This window comes from Arthrobacter sp. EM1 (assembly GCF_029964055.1).
Lineage (GTDB): Bacteria > Actinomycetota > Actinomycetes > Actinomycetales > Micrococcaceae > Arthrobacter.
In genome coordinates this window covers 1,980,984-1,998,915 of the sequence record NZ_CP124836.1, presented here as the reverse complement: position 1 = coordinate 1,998,915, position 17,932 = coordinate 1,980,984, and the positions used below count along the sequence as shown (strand labels likewise).

Here is a 17,932-nt window from a genome sequence, read left to right as displayed (position 1 = left end):
ATCCCCATGAGCTATGCGGGTGATGCTATTGACGCGGCCCTCCAGCGCGAGTCCTCGTGGAGCCGAGCCGAGGACGCTGAGGCCAGGCACGGCAGCAATCACCGGTACTACGGTGCATCGGTCGGAGCCGTCCGCGGAACCGTCCGTGACACCCTCCGCCGCCATCCAGGACTGACCCATGATGACATCACCGCCCTGGGCTCCGAGCTGTGGGACGTGCCGGTCTTTGAACGCCGCCTCGCCGCCGTTGTGCTGCTGCAGTCAAAAGTGGGCGTGCTGACCAATACGGACCTGACCCGGATCGAGGGATTTGTGCGGAGTGCCCGGCTGGGCGCCTTGGTTGATCCGCTGGCCATCGACGTCGTTGGTCCCCTGATCGCCGGGCTCGACGTCGTCGGCAGGGTACGCGCCGACAGTGTCCTGGACCGTTGGATTCGGGATCCCGACGGCTGGCTGCGCCGCGCGGCCCTGCTGTCACCGCTGCGCGCACTCCGCACCGGCGCAGGGGACTGGCCCCGGTTCGTGCGTCACGCCCGATCGGCGCTGGCGCGGCCACCCCGAGCGGAGTCGGGTCAGGACGGCGAGAGTGCGGTCACCGACGTCGCGGTGGCCCTGATGCTCGCCGAGATGGAACGGCACCGGCCGGAGCTGGAGTTCTGACCCGGACGTCCCGGCCGGCAAGCTACCCTGAGTGGCCCGGTCGGCGCTCCACAACGGCGTAGGCCTTTTCGTCGAAGAACTCCCAATCCGTGATCACCATAAAGCCGAGGGTATCCACACGGTCATTCAGGACGCGGACATCGAAGCCGCCGTCGCGTGGCTCGGCGTCCCACGTCGAAACGTGGACTTCCCCGTTTTCCAGGACCAGCAGTTCGGTGTTGACACTGAAGTCCGCCAACGGCTGGTTACTGAGCTGGCAGATTGCCACAGCGGGCCGGGCGGCGTGGGGAGTGGTCATTTTCGGGCCTCTGCTTCGGGGGACGGTGTTGGCAACATCCTATGCCTGTGACCGCGTGCGGGAAGGGCCGGCGGGCCCCCGCAGCCCGGTCCGCCGTTACCGCAACGTGACATGTTGTGATCATTCCGTTATCTTTGTTAGGTGCCTGTTGTCTCCGAGACGGGCTCTCCCCAGCCGATTGCCTAACTCTGCCGCGGCGCGGGGATAACTCGCAGCAACGTCCGGCAGAGACGGGGAAACCACTTTTGGCCCGCTGTTCTCCAGGGGTCTTGGGGTGAAGCCGCACGGCCCGACATGATCGGGTCCGCGTGCGGCCGGGTGCCTCCCATCCGAATCCGACAGCTCACCCCGCAGGCATTGGGAGAGGCTCAACTAATGACTTTCAGCAACACTCACGCGCCCAACCGCGACGATCTTCGCAGTACCCGCCGCACCATCGGCCGTCAGGCCGCAGTCTTCGCCGCCGCTTCCGGAATGGTTTTCAGCGGCGCGATGGCCGCCAATGCAGCGGACGTGCCAGCCCAGCGCGACTCCGCACCCGCGAGTTCCGTCGATGTCAAGGGCGCGGTCGCCGCCCCGGTTATGGCGGACTCGGCTGTACAGATCACCTTCGAACGCCCCGTCGTTGAGACTGCCCCGGCGCCAGTGGTCGAGGCACCCCAGCCCGTCGCGGCCCCGGCGGCCCCCGCAGCACCGGCCCGTGCGGCCGCCCCTGCCGCCCCTGCCGCCCCTGCCGCCCCTGCCGCCGCGAAGGCTACTGTCAACGTCCAGGCTGCACCTGCGCCGGCAGCGGCTCCTGTTGCTGCCCCGGCTGCCGGCGGGGTCAATGCCACCCTTCTGGCCGTGGCGTACGGCCAGGTCGGCATCACGCAGGACTGCACCGCGATGGTCGAGAAGGCCCTGAACGCTGCCGGCATCCCGGTTGGTGACATTGGTCCGATGGGCTTTATGAACTACGGGAAGGTAGTCGGCGACCCCCAGCCCGGAGACATCATTGTCCAGTCCGGCCACGTTGCCATCTACGCCGGCAACGGCCAGGCCATCAGCGGCGGCATGAACGGTGTCAACGCCACCATGGCCCACCCGCTGTCCTGGCTGACCGCCACGGGGCCCATAACGTTCGTCCGCGCCGGCTAGCACAACCGCAGGCACTGTACTGAAGGCCGGTCGATCGGTTGCCTTGGGGGCAGCGGATCACCGGCCTTCGGTCTGCCCGGAGGCAGGCTCCGGGGAATACCGCAGCAACACCACCCCGCTGCCGAACGTACGGCTCTCCAGCAGTCGGAGCGCCGTGATGTCATCGGCCGCCTGAAACAAAGGCTTGCCCCGGCCAAGCAGGACCGGGTGCACATAGATCCGGTACTCATCGATCAGCCCCAGCCGCCTGAAGGCCGCCGCGAGCTCTGCACCGCCCAGCGCAAGGTCGCCATCCGAGTGTTCCCTGAGCCGCCTCACGTCCCCGGGAACGACCTCGCGCACCACCTGCGTATTCCAGCCGGCCTTCGACAAGGTCCTGGAGTAGACGACCTTGGGCATGTCCCGCCAGATCCCGGCGAACTCGATCTCCGGGGCCGTGCTGGACGGGTCCTGGGCGGCCGTGGGCCAGTACTCGGCCATCATCTCGTACGTCACGCGGCCGTCTAGAAACGCTCCCATGCCGCGGAGCTCTTCGTTAAAATGTTGGTGCAGTTCTTCATCGACCCGATGCCAGCTCAGGTCCTGCCCCGGCCCCTCGATGAATCCGTCCAGGGATACCTGAAACATCAGAATGACTTTGTGCATTGCATCACTCCTTCGCTGCCCGGCACCCCGGGAGTTCGAGCGTACGCCGCAGTTCGGCTCTCCGGTAGGGTCAATTCCGGCCGAACCGTTAGAAGCTGGATGAACTGCCGGACCCGGAGAAGCTTCCGCCGCTTGCGCCGTAGCCGGTGGTGCCGCCGCCGCCGCGGGCGCTTCCGACGCTGCTGACACCGGTGTTGAAACCGGAGTTGAAAGTGGGAACGGAGAAGAAGTAGTAGGCCGGGTACACGGTGCCAAGGATGCTGGGCTCGTAGGTACGCCCGTACTTGGCTTTGCTGCCGGCCTGGGCGCTTTCCATTTCCTTGCGCATCAGGTTGGCTTCCTTTTCGTTTTTGGCGTAGCCGGCGATGACGGTATCCGCGTGGTCCCTGAGCAGCTCGGAGAGCTGGGTGCGTGCGTCCCGCAGCCGGTCCAGGGCCGTCTCAGGGCTGATGGTTCCGTCCGCGAGTTCCGCCGTCCACCTTTCGATATCGCGGTGGCTTGTGTCCCGGAACGAACGCAGGGCCGCTGCGGTCGCCGTGTTGCCCCCGGCGTTGCGCTTGCTGAGCATCTGTTCAATTGCCGCGAGGTCGGCGCGGAACGGAGCGAGCTGCCGGTCCCAGGCAGGCGCCCACACGGAGCCACGATTGAGCAGGGCATTGGTGTCGGCGATAACGTCGTCGAGGGCATCCAATTCGGCGGCGGCGTCGGCGTAGCTGCGGATCAGTTTCAGGTTCGGCCGGCGGCTGAGGTCCCTGGCGGACAAGGAATGGACCTGGTTGGAGAGACCGGTGGCCGTGCGGTACTTCGCCATAAAGGTCCGGTGCTTTTCCAGCACTGTACTGCCGTAGCGGGACGCTTCCGGGATGGTGCCGGCGTTCAGTTCGGTGACCTGGAGGTCCATGCTGACGCTGGCGTAGCTCGCGTCGCCGCGAGCCTGTTCCTTGCGGCTGCTGAGCCTGGTCCGCCACCGCACGATCAGCCAGGTCGCGGCGCCGGCCACGGCGGCAGCCGCGGCACCCCAGGCCGCGACGAGGAAGGCTGTGGACCGGTACCAGGGCTGGTTGATCAGTTCGGCGCCGCGCTGGATGCCGGCGATGGTGCCGGTTGTCCACTGGGCATCGCGAAAGAGCTCCTTGGTAGCGTTCTGGATGTCCTCGCGCTGATCCAGCGAGACCTTCCGGTCCTCGCCCATGTACGTGCCAACATGCCGGCCCACCGGGTCCAGGGCGAAGATATAGAGCCCGTTCGCCCATTTTTGCCCGTCCTCGCTGATCCATTCCGGATGTTCGGACCGGGCGAAGCGCAGGACTTCCTCGTTGAGGTTATCCGACGCCGCACCACTGTAGGTGTAGACGGCCACCTTGGTGGGCTGGTAGAAATCAATCTGCCGGATTGCAGGCAGGAGGGTTTTTTGGTCAAGTACGCCCGCCTTGTCCTCCACAACGATGTCGGAAGCGGTAACGGCCTGTGCCGCCGGACCGGTCCCCGCCAGTCCGATCAACACGAGAGCGAGGACAGCACGTATTTTCCGAACGATTCCCATTTCCCGAGCGTAGTGCCTGCTGTCGATGGCGTCGACGGGGTGGGTGGCCTGGCCGGTCTAGCCGCGCGCGCAGTTGACGCCCTTGGTGAATGGGGTGTGGGACTCTTTACCCTGGCGGAGACGGTCTTCCCGCCCATTCCCAGCGAGGTCATCCTTCCGCTGGCGGGGTTCCTCACGCGGCAGGGGAGCATAAACATGGCTCTCGTGCTGGGCACCAGTACCCTGGGTGCCTACCTTGGCTCCTTGCTGCTGTATTGGCTGGGGGCGCGGCTGGGGCTGGAGCGGTCCATTCGGTGGTTGTCGAGGGTCCCGCTGATGGACCGGGAAGACTGTGAAAAAGCCGCAGACTGGTTCAGCCGTCATGGAAAGTCCGCGGTTTTTTTCGGCAGGCTGCTGCCGGGCGTTCGAAGCCTGATCTCGTTGCCTGCCGGCGCCGGGCGGATGCACCTCGGCACCTTCAGCGCGTTCACGGTTGCGGGGAGCGGAATCTGGAACGCGCTGCTAATCGGGCTGGGGGCACTGCTCGGGGCGCAGTACCGGCTCATTGACGAGTACTCCCGCTTTTTCAACGTTGCCGCCTACGCTGCCTTGGCTGCCGTCGCCGGCTGGCTTATCCTCAAGGGAATCCGACGGCGAAACAGCAGGTCAGGGCGGGGTGGGGCCTAAAGGCACCATGACGGCGGGCCCGCACCCACGCCATCGGGCAGGTCGGTGAACTCCAGGGCGTGAGCGGACGCCGTGTACTCGTGACGGTCAGGCCGGACGGCACGATCGACGTGATCACGTTGCAGGACTGAGGCCCTGCCCTACTCTAGGCCGAAGGCTGCCTTGTAGCTTCGCACCGCGTTGGAGACGGTGGGGTAGAAGTGTTCCGGGCCAAACCGGCTGCTGGCCCCAAACCGGATCAGCCGGTCCTTGATGGGACCCTTCATCTCGGCGAAGACCAGGCTGATCCCGCCCCTCGCGAGCTCGTCGTCGAGCGCCACAAGGTCATCCAGTGCTGTGGTGTCCAGGCCTGTGATGGCCTCCGACGCGACAATCACCCAGTGCACGGGGTGGGTCGTGCCGGCGACGAGCATCCTGATGTGATCGGTGAAGACGGCCCCATTGGCGAAGAACAGCGGCGCATCGAAGCGGACGATGACCAGGCCGGGGACCCGGTGGCCCTCGGGATGCCGGCTCAGGTCGTGGTAGCCGGGAACGTCCGGCACGCTGCCCAGTTCGGTTCGGTAGGGGTCCAGTGCGCGCAGGACAAAGGCGATCAGGGACAGGCCGATGGCGACAACAATCCCCTCCAGCACCCCCACAAAGGCGACGCCCAGGAACGTGGCAACCAGCAGTGCGGCCTCGGTCCGGCTCATCTTGAGCAACCGCAGCAGCGTTCGGACGTCGAAGATCGACGCCGCGGCGACCACAACCACACCTGCCAGCACGGGTGCGGGCAGGTACGATGTGACGCCGGGCGCCAGGACCATAAACAGCGCCACGAGAACGGCGGCAAAGACTCCGCCCAACGGACTCTTGGCGCCGGCTTCGAGGGCGATGGGCGTCCGCGAGGTGCTGCCGCTGATTGGGAATCCGCCGAAGAGGCCGCTGGCCAGATTCGCCATGCCGAGGGCACCCATTTCCTGGTTCCCGCTGACGTGCGCTCCGCTCCGGGCGGCCAGGCTTTTGGAGAGCACCGAGGTATCGGCAAAGGCAATCAGCGCGATGCCTGCCGCCGGGCCGACCAAGGCCAGCACGTCAGCGAAGCTGACTCCGCCGAGGGCCGGGAGCGGCAAGCCGCGGGGCAGGGCTCCGACGGTGGGGAGCGCCGGCGCCAGGTTCAGTGCCGCGGTCAGCAAGGTGGCCGCCACGACGGCGATCAGCACGCCGGGGAGCTTCCAGGGCAGAACACGGCACACCACGATGACGGCGATGGTGCCCGCGCCGAACAAAAACGCGAGGGGTTGAACGGCGCCCCGTGCCACTTCCGTGAAGGTGCCCGTTGCGATGCCAACAAGCGAGCCGCCGGGGGACGGGAAGCCGAGCAGTTTAGGCAACTGGCTGAGCATAATCGCCACGGCGATTCCGTTAAGGTAGCCAACGCGGATGGGTTTGGACAGCAGGTTGGTGACAAAACCGAGCCTGAGGATCCTGCCCGCCAGGAGCAGCCCGCCGATCATCAGCGCCAGGAGACCGGCCAGGGCTACGGCGTGGTCCGGATCCTCGCCGGCGAGCGGCAGGAGGGCTGCGGCGATCATCGGGGCCAGGCTGGAATCCGGTCCGATAATCAAGACCCTGGACGGTCCGAAGACGGCGTAGACGAGCAGCGGGATGATCGAGGCGTAGAGGCCTGTGACTGCCGGCAGCCCGGCGGCCTGGGCGTACGCCATTCCGGTGGGGATGAGGAAGGCACTGAGGGCCGCGCCGGCCATCAGATCCGATTTCAGCCAGATTCGCTTATAGTTGCGCACCGTCAGGAGCCCGGGCGGGGCTTTGGGCACCCAAGCTCCCCGCACGGTGCAACTGCCTACGCAGCTGGGGACGAGGAGGTGCCGGTGGCGTCCTGGCCGTACTCCGCCGAGATAAGGATGGGGAGGTGGTCTGAGGCGCCCCGGGGGAGGGTTTCCACGCTTTCGATATTGAGGCCCTGCGAGGTGGCGAAATCAAAGTGTCCCTTGAACACCTTGTAGCGCGTGTAGGTGCGCCGGTCGCTGAGGGTCAGGTCGTAGCCGGCATCCTTCATTTCCTCCGTGAGGTACTTCGTGAAAAACGGGTAGTTGAAGTCGCCCACCATCAGCGACATGAGGCCACCGCCCATGCTCAGCAATTCCGCATGGGCCGCATGGATCTGGTTCCGCCGCAGTGAGTTCGAAGCGGTCAAAGGAGCCGCGTGGAAGGAAGCGATAACGAGGTTGTGATCCGTTTCGTTGTCCACCACCCGGGTACCGATGAGCCGTTCGTGGGCGGGGGACAGGACCCGGTCATGCAGGGACTTCTTCAGCGCGAAAGTCTTCGTCTCATAGGCGCGGAACCGGTCCCTGCGGTAGTAGATCGCCAGGCCCAGCCGGTTGCCTTTGGTGGAGTCGGCAAGGTGCAGATCACCGATCGTGTCCGGGAGATCGTCAGTGTCGCATTCCTGCAGGCACAAGGCATCAATGCCAAAATTGTGCGCCAGATCAACCAGCTCGCCGCTGGCATGGTGCTTACGCAGGTTGTAGCTGATGACTCGAATCAGGGGGCACCTCTTCAGCGGATAGTCGCGGGAATTCACTTCCGAGTCTACCCAGTCGAGTGAATCGGCGGGGACTTAACGCCGCGGTTCCCGGCCGTTCCAGTGGAATCTTTGGGCGGCCCCCGTCGTTGAACCAATGGCGGGCAGCGGGGCGCGCCCGCCTGAACAGGCGTCCGATCCACCAACGGAAGAGAACATCATGGCAAAGGCAATCTGGAACGGCAAGGTCATCGCGGAGAGCGAAAATACTGTCATGGTGGAGGGAAACCACTACTTCCCGTTGTCCTCGGTGAACTCCGACTACCTTCAGGAGAGCAACTACAGCACCGTCTGCCCCTGGAAAGGCAAGGCCAGCTATTACAGCCTTGTGGTCGGCGGCCAGCGCAACGATGATTCCGCCTGGTATTACGCCGAGCCAAAGGCGGACGCCCGGCAGATCAAGGACCATGTTGCCTTCTGGCGCGGTGTCCGGGTAGAAGACTGAAACCTGCCCGGTTGAGGGCCGGCCTGCCGGCGCAGCGGAAGCGATAGTGTGTTCTGGGATTACCAGCCACGCGAAAGGGCAGACGTTGACTTTTGAACTACCGGTGCTTGCCGAGGGCAATTTCTACTACGAATCGCTGGGCGGCGGGCGTTTTCGCTCCACCATCCACGCCCAGGGAGCCTGGAATGTACACGAACAGCACATGGCACCCGCCTCGGGCATTATGGCCGACTGCCTTGCACGGCATAACCCGCGCAACGATATGCGGATGGCACGGCTGAGCTATGAGATCCTCGGGCTGATTCCGGGCGGCGAATTCGAGGTTGTCACCACGACCCTGCGGCCGGGCCGGACCATCGAACTGCTGCAGGCCGAACTGGTGGCCGGCGGCCGCACCGCGATCCGGGCCACGGCGTGGCGGATGATCACTTCCGACACTTCAGCCGTCGCGGCCTTTGAGGACCCGAAGATCCCCGCACCGGAGGACTGCGAACCGTACGACGCGGCCACCGTCTGGCCGGGCGGGTACATTGCCTCGCTGCAGATGCGGATCGCGGACGGACACCGGGCCGGTTCGGGCACCGTCTGGCTGCACACGGACCATCCGCTGACGGACACAGCGGACAGCAGTGACCTCGCCCGGCTGATCGGGCTGGTGGACACCGCCAACGGCATTGCCGCCCGCGTTCCACCGGGCACCGGCAGCTACGCCTTTCCCAACCTGGACCTCCAGATCCACATGTACCGGCGCCCCGAAGGGGAGTGGCTGGGACTGGACAACGAAGTCTCGTTCGGTACGGACGGAATTGGCCTGACGTCCACCGTGCTGCACGACCTCAACGGCCCGTTCGGCCGCGCCGAGCAGATCCTGACGCTCCGGAAGTCCTAGCGCGCGGCCGGCCCGTCCGGCGCCATCCGCGCTGGCGCCGGTGGAGCGCCGCCTAGTGGAACACGAGCCAGCCGACGACGGTGGCAAGGCCGGTCAGCACAGCGCCCCAGGCAATGTCCGCCACCACGATGACCAGCGGCCAGTTCTTCAGGGTCGAAGCGTTCGTCAGGTCATAGGTGGCGTAGGCGAAGGTTCCCAGCGCGGCGCCGTAGCCGAGTGCGGTGAGCCAGCTGCCGCCGTCGAGCGCGGGCTGGAGCGCGAAGAAGACGATCCCCGCGATGTACAGCACGTAGAACACAACGGCGTACCCTAGATTGGGTTTATCTGCCATAAGGTGCCCGAGATGGCTTCGATAGAACTTGCTCATCGACTTGAGCCAGATGGAATCGATGACGGCGAATGCGGCGGCCACGACGAGGAATTGCAAGATGAGCATAAGGGAGCATAACAAGATGCCGGAGGCCGCTGGCGCAGCACGGACGCTGACGATTTTCCGGCAGGAAGAATCGCTGGGGGCAGCCGCGGACCTGGACCTCGCCCTGGAGCTGCTCCGGAAGGTCAAAACCGGCGAAGCGGGGGCCATGCTCCGGCTCTACCGCCCGGCGCCCACGGTGGCCTTCGGGCAGCGGGACACCCACCTGCCGGGCTTCGATGCCGCGGCGCTGGCCTGCCGCGAGCTGGGGTTCGAGCCGCTGATCCGCAAGGCAGGCGGACGCGCCGCCGCCTATCACGAGGGCACGCTGGTGATCGATCACCTGGAACCGGCCACAGACGCGATCGCCGGAGCCAAAGGGCGTTTCTCCTTCTTTGGCGAACTGCTTGCGAGCGCCCTGCGGACCGCCGGCGTCGACGCGGCGGTCGGGGAGATTCCCGGTGAATACTGCCCGGGCGAGTTCAGTGTCCACGGGCAGGATCCGCAGGTGCCCCGGCGCCAGCTCAAACTCGTTGGTACCGCGCAGCGCGTGGTGGCCGGTGGCTGGCTGTTCAGCTCGGTTATCGTCGTGCAGAACTCGGTGCCGATCCGCGCCGTGCTGGAGGCAAGCTACGCGGCCCTGGGCCTGGACTGGGACCCTGCCACCGCGGGCGCCGTCAACGACCTTGTCCCGCACCTGGACGTGGATGCCGTCGAGGCGGCAGTGCTCGACACCTACGCCCGCTACGCAGCCCTGGCCTACGGCGACTTCGGCAGCCTGTTCAGCTGACGGGTGCCGGGAGTGAAGCTGCCGGCACCCGCCAGGGGCTGGTCTCCTTGCTGATGAAAGCGGCCAAAATCCGTCAGGACTGGCCCCGAAGGGCGGATCAGCGGCGTGCCGTCCGGCGGTCTGCGACGCGCCGTGCGAGGAAGTCCTCCACTACCGCTGCAAACTCGTCCGGTGTTTCGATCTGGGGCATGTGACCCGTCTTTGGGAAGACGTGGGACTCGGCGCGTGGCAATGCCGCGGTCGCCGCCTTGAGGTGGCTGAAGGGGAGGACGTGGTCGTGGTCGCCCCAGGCCACGAGCATCGGAATGTCCGACTGCGCCAGGGCCGCCATGAGGTCAGCCCGCCATTCTGCCCTGACGCCGGAGACGGTGCCGAGATCGCGGGCGACCTCAAGCAGGGTCCTGCGGTGCGTCGCCCGTCGCGACAGGGCGTAAGCCTGGCCGACCCGGGCATCGGTCACCAGCGCCTTGTTGTAGAAGATCGACTCCACAGTTCGGCGGGAAGCGGCCTCAGCAGGACGCGTGAGCAGAGCCGCGAGGGGCCTGACCGTGAGCAGGCGCAGGACCAGCGCGACCTCCTGGCCGAACCCGGCGCTGTTGGCAAGTACGAGGGCTGAGACGCGGTCCGGATGGTCCGCCGCCAGTTTCATGGCAACGGCGCCGCCAAGCGAGTTGCCGATCACGGGCAGCGGCTCGTGCACCCCGACGGCGTCGAGGAAGGCAGGCAGAGAGCCGGCAAGCTTGGCCAAAGTCGCGGGTCCGGAGAGACGGTCGGAGTAGGCGAAGCCGGGCAGGTCCACGCTGATGAGGGTGTGCCGCGCCGCGAGCCGTTCGTGCTGCTCGTTCCAGTCCTCCAGGCTCTGGCCGATGCCGTGCAGGAGCAGCATGGGATCCCCGCTGCCGGTCTTCCGGTAGCGAAACCGCGCACCGCCGACGTCGACGTGCCCGGTGCCGGGGAGGTCGAGCGGATCCGGGAGCGCCGCCGTCGTCGTCCGTCCGGATCCGCGCACCTGCTGCCCGCGCCGGCCGAAACGAACGTGGTCCGTGACCCGGCCGGCCCTAAGCAGGGCGAAGTCGCGGAAGTAGTTCTGGTGCAGCCGCCAGGGCGACTCTGCCCCCTGCCGGGGGAGCTTGTCGGCGCCGCGCAGGATGTAGCCGGCCTTCAGGTCAATCAGGGACGTCAGCTCAGCGCCCGCGACCTCGGCGGGTGCTTTGGGTGCCACCCACTGCAGGTTCCGGCGGTCGAGGTGCTTGAGCAGCCTGCAGATGTATCCCGCGACCAGATCGGCTTTGAGCGTCCATGATGCGTTGGTGTAGCCGATAGTGAGCGCAAAGTTGGGCACGCCGTCGAGCATCATGCCTTTGTAGGTCAAAGTTCGGCCCACGTCCACCGGCTCGCCGTCGACGGTGAGGGTCATCCCGCCAATCACAAGCAGGTTCAGTCCTGTTGCCGTGACAATCACGTCCGCCGGGATTGACCTGCCCGAGGCCAGATCAATTCCGTCCGGAGTGATCCGCGAGATCTCGTCGGTCACGATGTCGGCGGTACTGGCACTGATCGCCCGGTAAAGGTCCCCATTCGGGATGGCGCAGACCCGCTGGTCCCAGGGCTGATACGACGGGGCCAGATGCGTGTCGACGGCGAATCCGGCCGGCAGCTTGGCGACTGCCGATTTGCGTAGAATCGCCTTCATTGTTTCCGGCCGCCGCCGGCTCAACTGGTACGTGAACATCGAAAAGAGGATGTTCTTGGCCCGGACGACGTCGTAAGCCAGTTGAGCGGGCAGCTTTCCGCGGAGGCGGTCGGCCAGGTGGTCCCGGGACGGGACGGGCGCGATGTACGTGGGGGAGCGCTGCAGCATGGTGACCTTGGCGGCAGACTTCGCCATCGACGGCACGAGCGTCACTGCGGTGGCCCCGCTGCCGATGATCACCACCTGCTTGCCCTTGTAATCGAGGTCGGCCGGCCAGTGCTGCGGGTGCACCATCGAGCCGGCGAACGTGTCGGCACCTTCGATGGCCGGGGTGAAGCCTTCGTCATAACGGTAGTAGCCCGAGCAGACGGACAGGAAGGAGCAGGTGAACGTGACCGGCTCGCCCGCTGGGGCGGCCGGATCGCCCGCTGGGGCGGCCGGATCGCCCTGCCGGTATTCGCCGCCGGAGGTCGGGACTGCCGTCACGGTCCACAGCGCGGTTTCGCTGGACCACTCGGCCGAGACGGCACGGTAATTCAGCCGGATCCGCGATTCGAGACCCTCGTCCGCAACAGTCGCTTCGATGTACTCGCGGATCGAGTCGCCGTCGGCGATCGCCTTGGCACCTTCCCAGGGCCGGAACGAGTAGCCGAGGGTATACATGTCGCTGTCGGAGCGGATGCCCGGGTACCTGAAGAGATCCCAGGTGCCGCCCACGGCGCTGCGTGACTCCAGGATTGCGAAGGTCTTCCCGGGTGCCTCGCGTTTCAACCGGCTGGCGAAACCTATGCCGCTCAGCCCGGCTCCAACAATCAAAACATCCACGTGTTCACTCATGTCGCCAAGTTATCGACTTAGCGTTGACAGAGTCAACACCGCGTCGAAAAATTGGATTAGGATGGGCGGCATGGTTCAACGAGGACGACGTACCGCGAGGGTCTCGGGGGATGAACGCCAGGATGCAATCCTTGCTGCCGCCGAGGCGCTCCTTGCCGGGCGGGCCTTCGACGACATTTCGATCGAGGAGCTTGCCCGCGGCGCCGGCATCTCGCGCCCCACCTTCTACTTCTACTTTTCATCCAAAGACGAAGTGCTGCTGGCGCTTCTGGACCGCGTGATCACCGAGGTGGAACACCGGGTCGGTGACTTGCCGCGGGATTTCGAAAGCGATCCCGCGGCAGCGTGGACCCGTTCCATCGGCATGTTCGTGGCGGTGTTCGCGTCCCACCGCGGCGTCGCCACCGCGGCGATCACGGCCCGTTCCCGCAACGATGAGGTCCGCAAGCTCTGGTCCAAGTCGATGCAGTCCTGGGCCGACTTCTCGACCGATGTGATCACCTCAGAGCAAGCCCGGGGGGCCGCGCCGCGGGGTATCGATGCCCACGACCTCGCCGTGAGCCTCAACCTGATGAACGAGCGGGTGATCACCGCGGTGCTCAACCAGGAGAGCCCCGCCATCGCCGAGTCACGCGCACTGGACGTGTTAGCAACCATCTGGATCCGCAGTATCTACGGGTCCGTCAACCCCGGCCGCCCCTAGCGCCCGGCTCGAAAGGAAAAACTCGAATGCCCGACATCAAAACGCTGACCGTGCTCGGTACCGGAGTGCTCGGATCGCAGATCGCCTACCAGGCCGCCTTCCACGGATTCGAGGTCACGGCCTATGACATCGACGACGCGGCTCTCGAAAAGGCCCGGGCCCGCTTCGATCACCTCGCCGGTATCTACCGGGAACAAACGGTTGCCGGCGCCGTGGCGGGAAAGGCTGAGGCAGCTCTTGGCAACCTCCACCTCACCGCTGACCTCGGGGCCGCCGTCGCGAACGCTGACCTCGTGATTGAAGCGGTACCGGAAATGCTTGAGCTCAAGCGGAACCTTTACCGCAAGCTCGCGGATCTTGCTCCCGCCAAGACCATCTTCGCCACCAACTCCTCAACCCTGCTGCCCAGCGACCTCAAGGATTCCACCGGCCGCCCCGACCGCTTCCTTGCCATCCACTACGCCAACAACATCTGGACGCAGAACATTGCCGAGGTGATGGGCACCGCCGACACGGACCCGGCGGTGTTCGACGCCGTCGTTGGCTTCGCCCGAAACAGCGGACTGGAGCCGATCGAGATCAAGAAGGAGAAAGCGGGGTACGTCCTGAACTCGCTGCTGGTCCCGCTCCTGAATGCGGCCGCCGGCTTGCTGCTCCAGGGCGTCGCCAGCCCCGAAACGATTGACAAAACCTGGCGCATTGCTACCGGAGCACCGAGCGGCCCGTTCCAGATCTACGACGTTGTGGGCCTGGGAACCGCGTACAACATCGCCTCGTCCTCAGCCGACGCCGGGTCGCAGGCGTTCGCCCGGTACCTGAAGGAGAGCTACATCGACAAGGGCAAGCTTGGCGTCGCGACAGGCGAAGGCTTCTACAAATACTGAGTCCGCCGGCGGCTCAACCGCTTAGTCCGGGTCGACGTCCTGGACCGTTCGGGACAGCAAGCAGAACTCGTTGCCCTCGGGATCAGCCAGTACCACCCAACTGGCATTCGGGCCTTGGCCCACATTTGTGCGCTGCGCGCCGAGGGCGAGCAGTCGCTCCAGTTCCTCGGCAGTGGAGAGGCCGTCGGCCCGCAGGTCGAAGTGCAGCCGGTTCTTGATGGTCTTGCCTTCGGGCACCGCAATTACATCGATGGAGGGCCGGGTTTTATCCTGCGGCGCAATGCTGATGACGTCGCTGTCCGCTTCAACAACGTGCCAGCCCAGGACGGCGCACCAGAAATCGGCGACCACTTTTGGCCTGATCGCGTCGATGGCAACAGCAGCTAATTGACTGGGCATGGCCCCACGATAGCCCAAGAGAGATCCAGGGGCACCGCACCATCGGGACCTACTCCGTGCTGCGTTCGCGAAGTACAAGCACCGGGCAATGCGCATGATGAACCGCAGCTGCCGACACGGACCCGAGCATCATGCCGGTGAATCCTCCGTGTCCTCGTGAACCGACGACCACCAGGTCGGCCGCCCGGGAGGCTTCCACGAGCGCTGAGCCGGGATTAGCCTGCACTGCGCGTCCGGTGATGTTCACTCCCTGGTCCGTGACGCGGGCCAGCTCTGCCTTGAGGATGGCCTCGGCATCTGACTGGAAGACGTCGTAGTCCCAGACCTGGCCCAGGGCATCGCCGACATAGGGGAAGTTCCACGCCGCAAGCGCCAGCACCTGGCCGTTGCGGAGCTTGGCTTCTACGATTGCCCAGTCCATGGCGGCCTTGGACTGCGGCGAACCGTCCACCCCCACCACAATCCTGAAACTCCCGCTATCGTCCATGAGTCCTCCACTTCGCTTAGCAATGGGTCCTGGCTTTATAGTGAGGCCATCTTGGCACTCCGGGAGATTCTCCGGGAGTGCCATTAGCCCCGCGCCGCGGCCCCGGTGGGCGGCCACCTTGACCATCCGTGTCCGCCCAACCGTTTCCGGGCCGGTGGCATCAATTCTTGCGGCGCGGAAGGACCAGCAGTGCGTCGCCCACCGGCCGCTGCCCGGCTGCGTCGGAGGGGGAGTTGACGACCTGGCCGGCTACGACCATGGTGGTGGAGCCACCGCCGTCGAGGTTGATGGCGTCCACCATTCCCAGGGACCGGGCGACGTCGGCGGCTTCTTTGATGCTCAGCCCGAGCGATGTGGTTTGGCGTCCGTCGGCCGTGACCAGGAGGGTGCGCCCTTGGGCGTCGACGCCCGCGATGGTCCTCGGGTTGCGCTTGTGGACCCAGCCGTAATAGAAACTGTTGTTGTCGTCGGCGTGAACCATACCGTCCTTTCGGGCGGTGATGTTCTCGACGCCGCCGGAGACGAGCATCGGCCCGCCGTTGACGACGGAGGTGGCCCCGCCGGTCTTCTCCACCTTGCCGGCTTCATTGCTCAGGTCCGATTCGACATCGAGGCGTTTGCCGAGGATGGCCACATCCTTGAGCTTGGCCACGTCCGCTCCGGTGGCTTGCACTGTGCTGCCGGCGGCCGGGACGGCTGCACCCCGGGCGTTGTTGACCGCTGTTACGGTGCCGTGTTGATCGAGGATTACTTCGAGTCCCGGACCGGACGGTGTGGAGGGACCAAACTCCCCGCTGAAGGCGACGGTCTCGTCGGGGTCCGTGCAAGTGGCGTCGTGCAGGGGCAGGTTGGTGGGAAGATCGCCGGTACCTCCGCAGTTGCGGATCAGCCCCGGTACCCGGTTCAGGCCGTCAAGGGCCAGCGGCGCGCCGTGGCCGGGGGACGAGATGCGACCGCTCCAGGTCAGCCGTTTGATTGATGATTCGTTCTTTTTGCCGTCGATGACCAGAGCCGGCCGGTCCGCGACGGGTTCGCTGAGCAGTTTGCCGCCGACCACTGCGGTTCCGGCCGGGTCGCCTGGTGCACCGGCCCTCGGGTCCAGGACGAAGTAGCCGCCGTTCACCCCGGCCAGGGCAGTTTCGGCTGTCGCGAGCTGGCTTGTGGTTTCCCGGTCCTGCAGGTCCGGGCCGAACCCGGAGGTGAGCTCACCCCGGAAAGTCTTCGGATCAAGAGTGAGGACTTCCAGCTTCCAGGGGCCCCGGGTTGTCCCTGCGGTCCCGGCATCACCGTCCCAGCCGGTGTACAAGGCGGAGGCGGCGTAGCCTGCTGCCTTGAGCTGGCTGATCGTTGCCGTGCCGGCGTCCTTCGATTCAAACGCGCCGGCGCGCACACGGTATCCCAGGTCTCCGCCGGCGTCGGCGAGCTGGGGTGACTGGACGTGCTCAACCCGCGCCTGGACTCCGGCGTCCCGGAGTTTGAGGGCCACCGCCTCGGCTGTCGCTGCATCCGACAATGCGGAAGCCGGAGCGTCGGGATCGGCAGATGTGGACGGGATGGCGACTTCGGCGGTCCAGAACAGCGCGGCGTCCGGAGCGCCGCGGGTGATGGAAGTCCGTGTCAGGCCAGGGGCCAAGGTGGTGACGGTTCGCGTCTCGGGAAGATCCGGGGCGCCGAGTTCGAGTTTGCCGCCGTCCTGCCGTCCGTGTACCTGGGATGCAGGCACCGCGGTGTCTGCGAAGGACACGCCTGTTGGAGCAATGAAGGCTGCAGGAAGTCCAAGGGCAACGGCGGCAATTGCGGCCGCACCTTTTCGCAAAGTGGGAGGTGTCATGGCTCGAAACTACCTTCCCCGCCACCGGCTCCGGCCACCCCCGGGCCCCAGTTCGGAAGGCCTTTGCCGACTGTTCACGCGCTGTTTCGCGGCGCGGACGGCAGCTCGACAACCGCCTCAGTGCGGCCGTAGCGGCGCAGTCAGTCCCGGCCGGCCCCGCCAAGGACTGTGACGTCCAGGGGCATGCGGTTGGCGCGCCGCAGGCGCCCGGCCAGCACGTTGCGCACCCCCCGGGTCACCATTGTTGTCCTGCTCAGATACCGGTACTCGGCGGCATCCGAGGTGACGAGTTCCACGATGGGGCGCGCTGCGTCGTCGGCGGTCTGCCCCCAGAGTCCGACGACGATCTGCAGCCCGCCCAGTCGGTGCCCGTACCCGGGCTGGGAGGTGATGTGCCCCAGCATGTCCGTCATCACCAGTCCGGGGTTCATGCCATGTACCCGCACGCCGCTGCTTTTGGTCTCCCGGCGCAGCGTCTCGGTGAACTGGCGGACCCAGCGCTTGCTCGAGGTATAGGCGTTCTGCAGCGCCACCGGACCCTGGTCGCCTTGGCCGTAGATGTTAACGAGGTCGCCGTGGCCCTGGGCGAGGAACACTGGCAACGCGACCCTGGAGCCGTGGAACGTGCCGAGGATATTCGTGCGCACCACCCGCGTGAAGTCGTCGACCGGGGTAGACGCCGTCGGCCCAAAGACGCCGGCGGCACCTGCGTTGTTTACCCAGATGTCGAGCATCCCGCGGCCGAGGGCCTCCTCGCGCAGGGCCTCGACGTCGGCCAGTTCTCCGGTGTCGCAGTGACGTCCGGACGCCGCTATCCCTTCCGTGCGCAGCCGCTCGACGGCGGCCGCGACGTCGACCTCCGACCTGGACGCCAGCACCACAGTGGCGCCCCTGTGCCCCAGGACCCTGGCCATGGCAAACCCCAAACCACGTGTCGAGCCAGTCACGACGGCCACGCGCCCGCGCAGGAGATCTTGTTGTGAACTCATGGTTCCCTCTTACGCGAACCTGCCGCGGAGGGCA

The 17,932-nt window shown here is 66.0% G+C and carries 19 protein-coding genes and 1 riboswitch; of the genes, 8 read left to right on the top strand and 11 right to left on the bottom strand.

Annotated features, from left to right (window positions below):
• Positions 1 to 6 precede the first annotated feature (6 nt).
• Positions 7 to 660 (top strand): DNA alkylation repair protein, encoded by a 654-nt coding sequence (locus QI450_RS09145; RefSeq protein ID WP_226774508.1) that lies wholly within the window; start codon positions 7 to 9, stop codon positions 658 to 660.
• A 22-nt stretch (positions 661 to 682) separates the two neighbouring features.
• Here QI450_RS09145 and QI450_RS09140 read toward each other — a convergent pair whose 3' ends face one another.
• On the bottom strand, positions 683 to 958 hold the full coding sequence (locus QI450_RS09140; protein WP_226774507.1) for a hypothetical protein: 276 nt from the start codon (positions 956 to 958) through the stop codon (positions 683 to 685).
• A gap of 172 nt (positions 959 to 1,130) precedes the next feature.
• Positions 1,131 to 1,329: riboswitch (cyclic di-AMP (ydaO/yuaA leader) on the top strand.
• Positions 1,330 to 1,333: 4 nt separating this feature from the next.
• Here QI450_RS09140 and QI450_RS09135 point away from each other — a divergent pair.
• A complete protein-coding gene (locus QI450_RS09135; RefSeq protein WP_282467991.1) occupies positions 1,334 to 2,095 on the top strand; it encodes a hypothetical protein in 762 nt (253 codons plus the stop codon).
• A 57-nt stretch (positions 2,096 to 2,152) separates the two neighbouring features.
• On the opposite strand, the gene QI450_RS09130 is transcribed toward QI450_RS09135, so the two are convergent.
• Positions 2,153 to 2,740, bottom strand: coding sequence for a dihydrofolate reductase family protein (locus tag QI450_RS09130; protein WP_226775065.1), 588 nt, complete (start codon positions 2,738 to 2,740; stop codon positions 2,153 to 2,155).
• Positions 2,741 to 2,828: 88 nt separating this feature from the next.
• Positions 2,829 to 4,283 (bottom strand): DUF5129 domain-containing protein, encoded by a 1,455-nt coding sequence (locus QI450_RS09125; RefSeq protein WP_226775066.1) that lies wholly within the window; start codon positions 4,281 to 4,283, stop codon positions 2,829 to 2,831.
• Positions 4,284 to 4,295: 12 nt separating this feature from the next.
• Here QI450_RS09125 and QI450_RS09120 point away from each other — a divergent pair, with 12 nt between their 5' ends.
• Positions 4,296 to 4,949 (top strand): DedA family protein, encoded by a 654-nt coding sequence (locus QI450_RS09120; RefSeq protein ID WP_226775067.1) that lies wholly within the window; start codon positions 4,296 to 4,298, stop codon positions 4,947 to 4,949.
• 140 nt (positions 4,950 to 5,089) lie between these two features.
• On the opposite strand, the gene QI450_RS09115 is transcribed toward QI450_RS09120, so the two are convergent.
• The gene (locus QI450_RS09115) at positions 5,090 to 6,769 is read right to left on the bottom strand and encodes a SulP family inorganic anion transporter (RefSeq protein ID WP_226775068.1); all 1,680 of its coding nucleotides are present in this window, start codon (positions 6,767 to 6,769) and stop codon (positions 5,090 to 5,092) included.
• Between the two features lie 26 nt (positions 6,770 to 6,795).
• A complete protein-coding gene (locus QI450_RS09110; protein ID WP_226775183.1) occupies positions 6,796 to 7,500 on the bottom strand; it encodes an endonuclease/exonuclease/phosphatase family protein in 705 nt (234 codons plus the stop codon).
• 199 nt (positions 7,501 to 7,699) lie between these two features.
• On the opposite strand from QI450_RS09110, the gene QI450_RS09105 reads away from it, so the two are divergent.
• Together QI450_RS09105 and QI450_RS09100 are read left to right on the top strand one after the other, a co-directional pair.
• Complete coding sequence (locus tag QI450_RS09105) at positions 7,700 to 7,984, top strand: DUF427 domain-containing protein (protein WP_226775069.1); 285 nt, start codon at positions 7,700 to 7,702, stop codon at positions 7,982 to 7,984.
• An 85-nt stretch (positions 7,985 to 8,069) separates the two neighbouring features.
• Positions 8,070 to 8,873 (top strand): thioesterase family protein, encoded by an 804-nt coding sequence (locus QI450_RS09100; protein ID WP_226775070.1) that lies wholly within the window; start codon positions 8,070 to 8,072, stop codon positions 8,871 to 8,873.
• Between the two features lie 52 nt (positions 8,874 to 8,925).
• Here QI450_RS09100 and QI450_RS09095 read toward each other — a convergent pair whose 3' ends face one another.
• Positions 8,926 to 9,309, bottom strand: coding sequence for a DUF2177 family protein (locus QI450_RS09095; RefSeq protein WP_226775071.1), 384 nt, complete (start codon positions 9,307 to 9,309; stop codon positions 8,926 to 8,928).
• A 16-nt stretch (positions 9,310 to 9,325) separates the two neighbouring features.
• On the opposite strand from QI450_RS09095, the gene QI450_RS09090 reads away from it, so the two are divergent.
• Positions 9,326 to 10,075, top strand: coding sequence for a lipoate--protein ligase family protein (locus tag QI450_RS09090; RefSeq protein WP_226775184.1), 750 nt, complete (start codon positions 9,326 to 9,328; stop codon positions 10,073 to 10,075).
• A 97-nt stretch (positions 10,076 to 10,172) separates the two neighbouring features.
• Here the strand turns inward: QI450_RS09090 and QI450_RS09085 are convergent, their stop codons facing one another.
• Positions 10,173 to 12,605 (bottom strand): alpha/beta fold hydrolase, encoded by a 2,433-nt coding sequence (locus QI450_RS09085; RefSeq protein ID WP_226775072.1) that lies wholly within the window; start codon positions 12,603 to 12,605, stop codon positions 10,173 to 10,175.
• A gap of 70 nt (positions 12,606 to 12,675) precedes the next feature.
• Between QI450_RS09085 and QI450_RS09080 the strand changes: the two genes are divergently transcribed.
• Positions 12,676 to 13,308, top strand: a complete 633-nt coding sequence (locus QI450_RS09080) for a TetR/AcrR family transcriptional regulator (RefSeq protein WP_226775073.1) — start codon at positions 12,676 to 12,678, stop codon at positions 13,306 to 13,308.
• Between the two features lie 26 nt (positions 13,309 to 13,334).
• Positions 13,335 to 14,192, top strand: coding sequence for a 3-hydroxyacyl-CoA dehydrogenase (locus tag QI450_RS09075; RefSeq protein ID WP_226775074.1), 858 nt, complete (start codon positions 13,335 to 13,337; stop codon positions 14,190 to 14,192).
• A 21-nt stretch (positions 14,193 to 14,213) separates the two neighbouring features.
• On the opposite strand, the gene QI450_RS09070 is transcribed toward QI450_RS09075, so the two are convergent.
• The 4 genes from QI450_RS09070 to QI450_RS09055 form a co-directional block, all read right to left on the bottom strand.
• Positions 14,214 to 14,591 carry a VOC family protein gene (locus tag QI450_RS09070; RefSeq protein WP_226775075.1) on the bottom strand — a complete coding sequence of 126 codons (378 nt, stop codon included), beginning with the start codon at positions 14,589 to 14,591 and terminating at the stop codon, positions 14,214 to 14,216.
• 49 nt (positions 14,592 to 14,640) lie between these two features.
• Complete coding sequence (locus QI450_RS09065) at positions 14,641 to 15,078, bottom strand: universal stress protein (protein ID WP_226775076.1); 438 nt, start codon at positions 15,076 to 15,078, stop codon at positions 14,641 to 14,643.
• A 160-nt stretch (positions 15,079 to 15,238) separates the two neighbouring features.
• Complete coding sequence (locus QI450_RS09060) at positions 15,239 to 16,909, bottom strand: phosphodiester glycosidase family protein (protein ID WP_226775077.1); 1,671 nt, start codon at positions 16,907 to 16,909, stop codon at positions 15,239 to 15,241.
• A gap of 140 nt (positions 16,910 to 17,049) precedes the next feature.
• Positions 17,050 to 17,898 (bottom strand): SDR family oxidoreductase, encoded by an 849-nt coding sequence (locus QI450_RS09055; protein WP_226775078.1) that lies wholly within the window; start codon positions 17,896 to 17,898, stop codon positions 17,050 to 17,052.
• Positions 17,899 to 17,932: the final 34 nt, after the last annotated feature.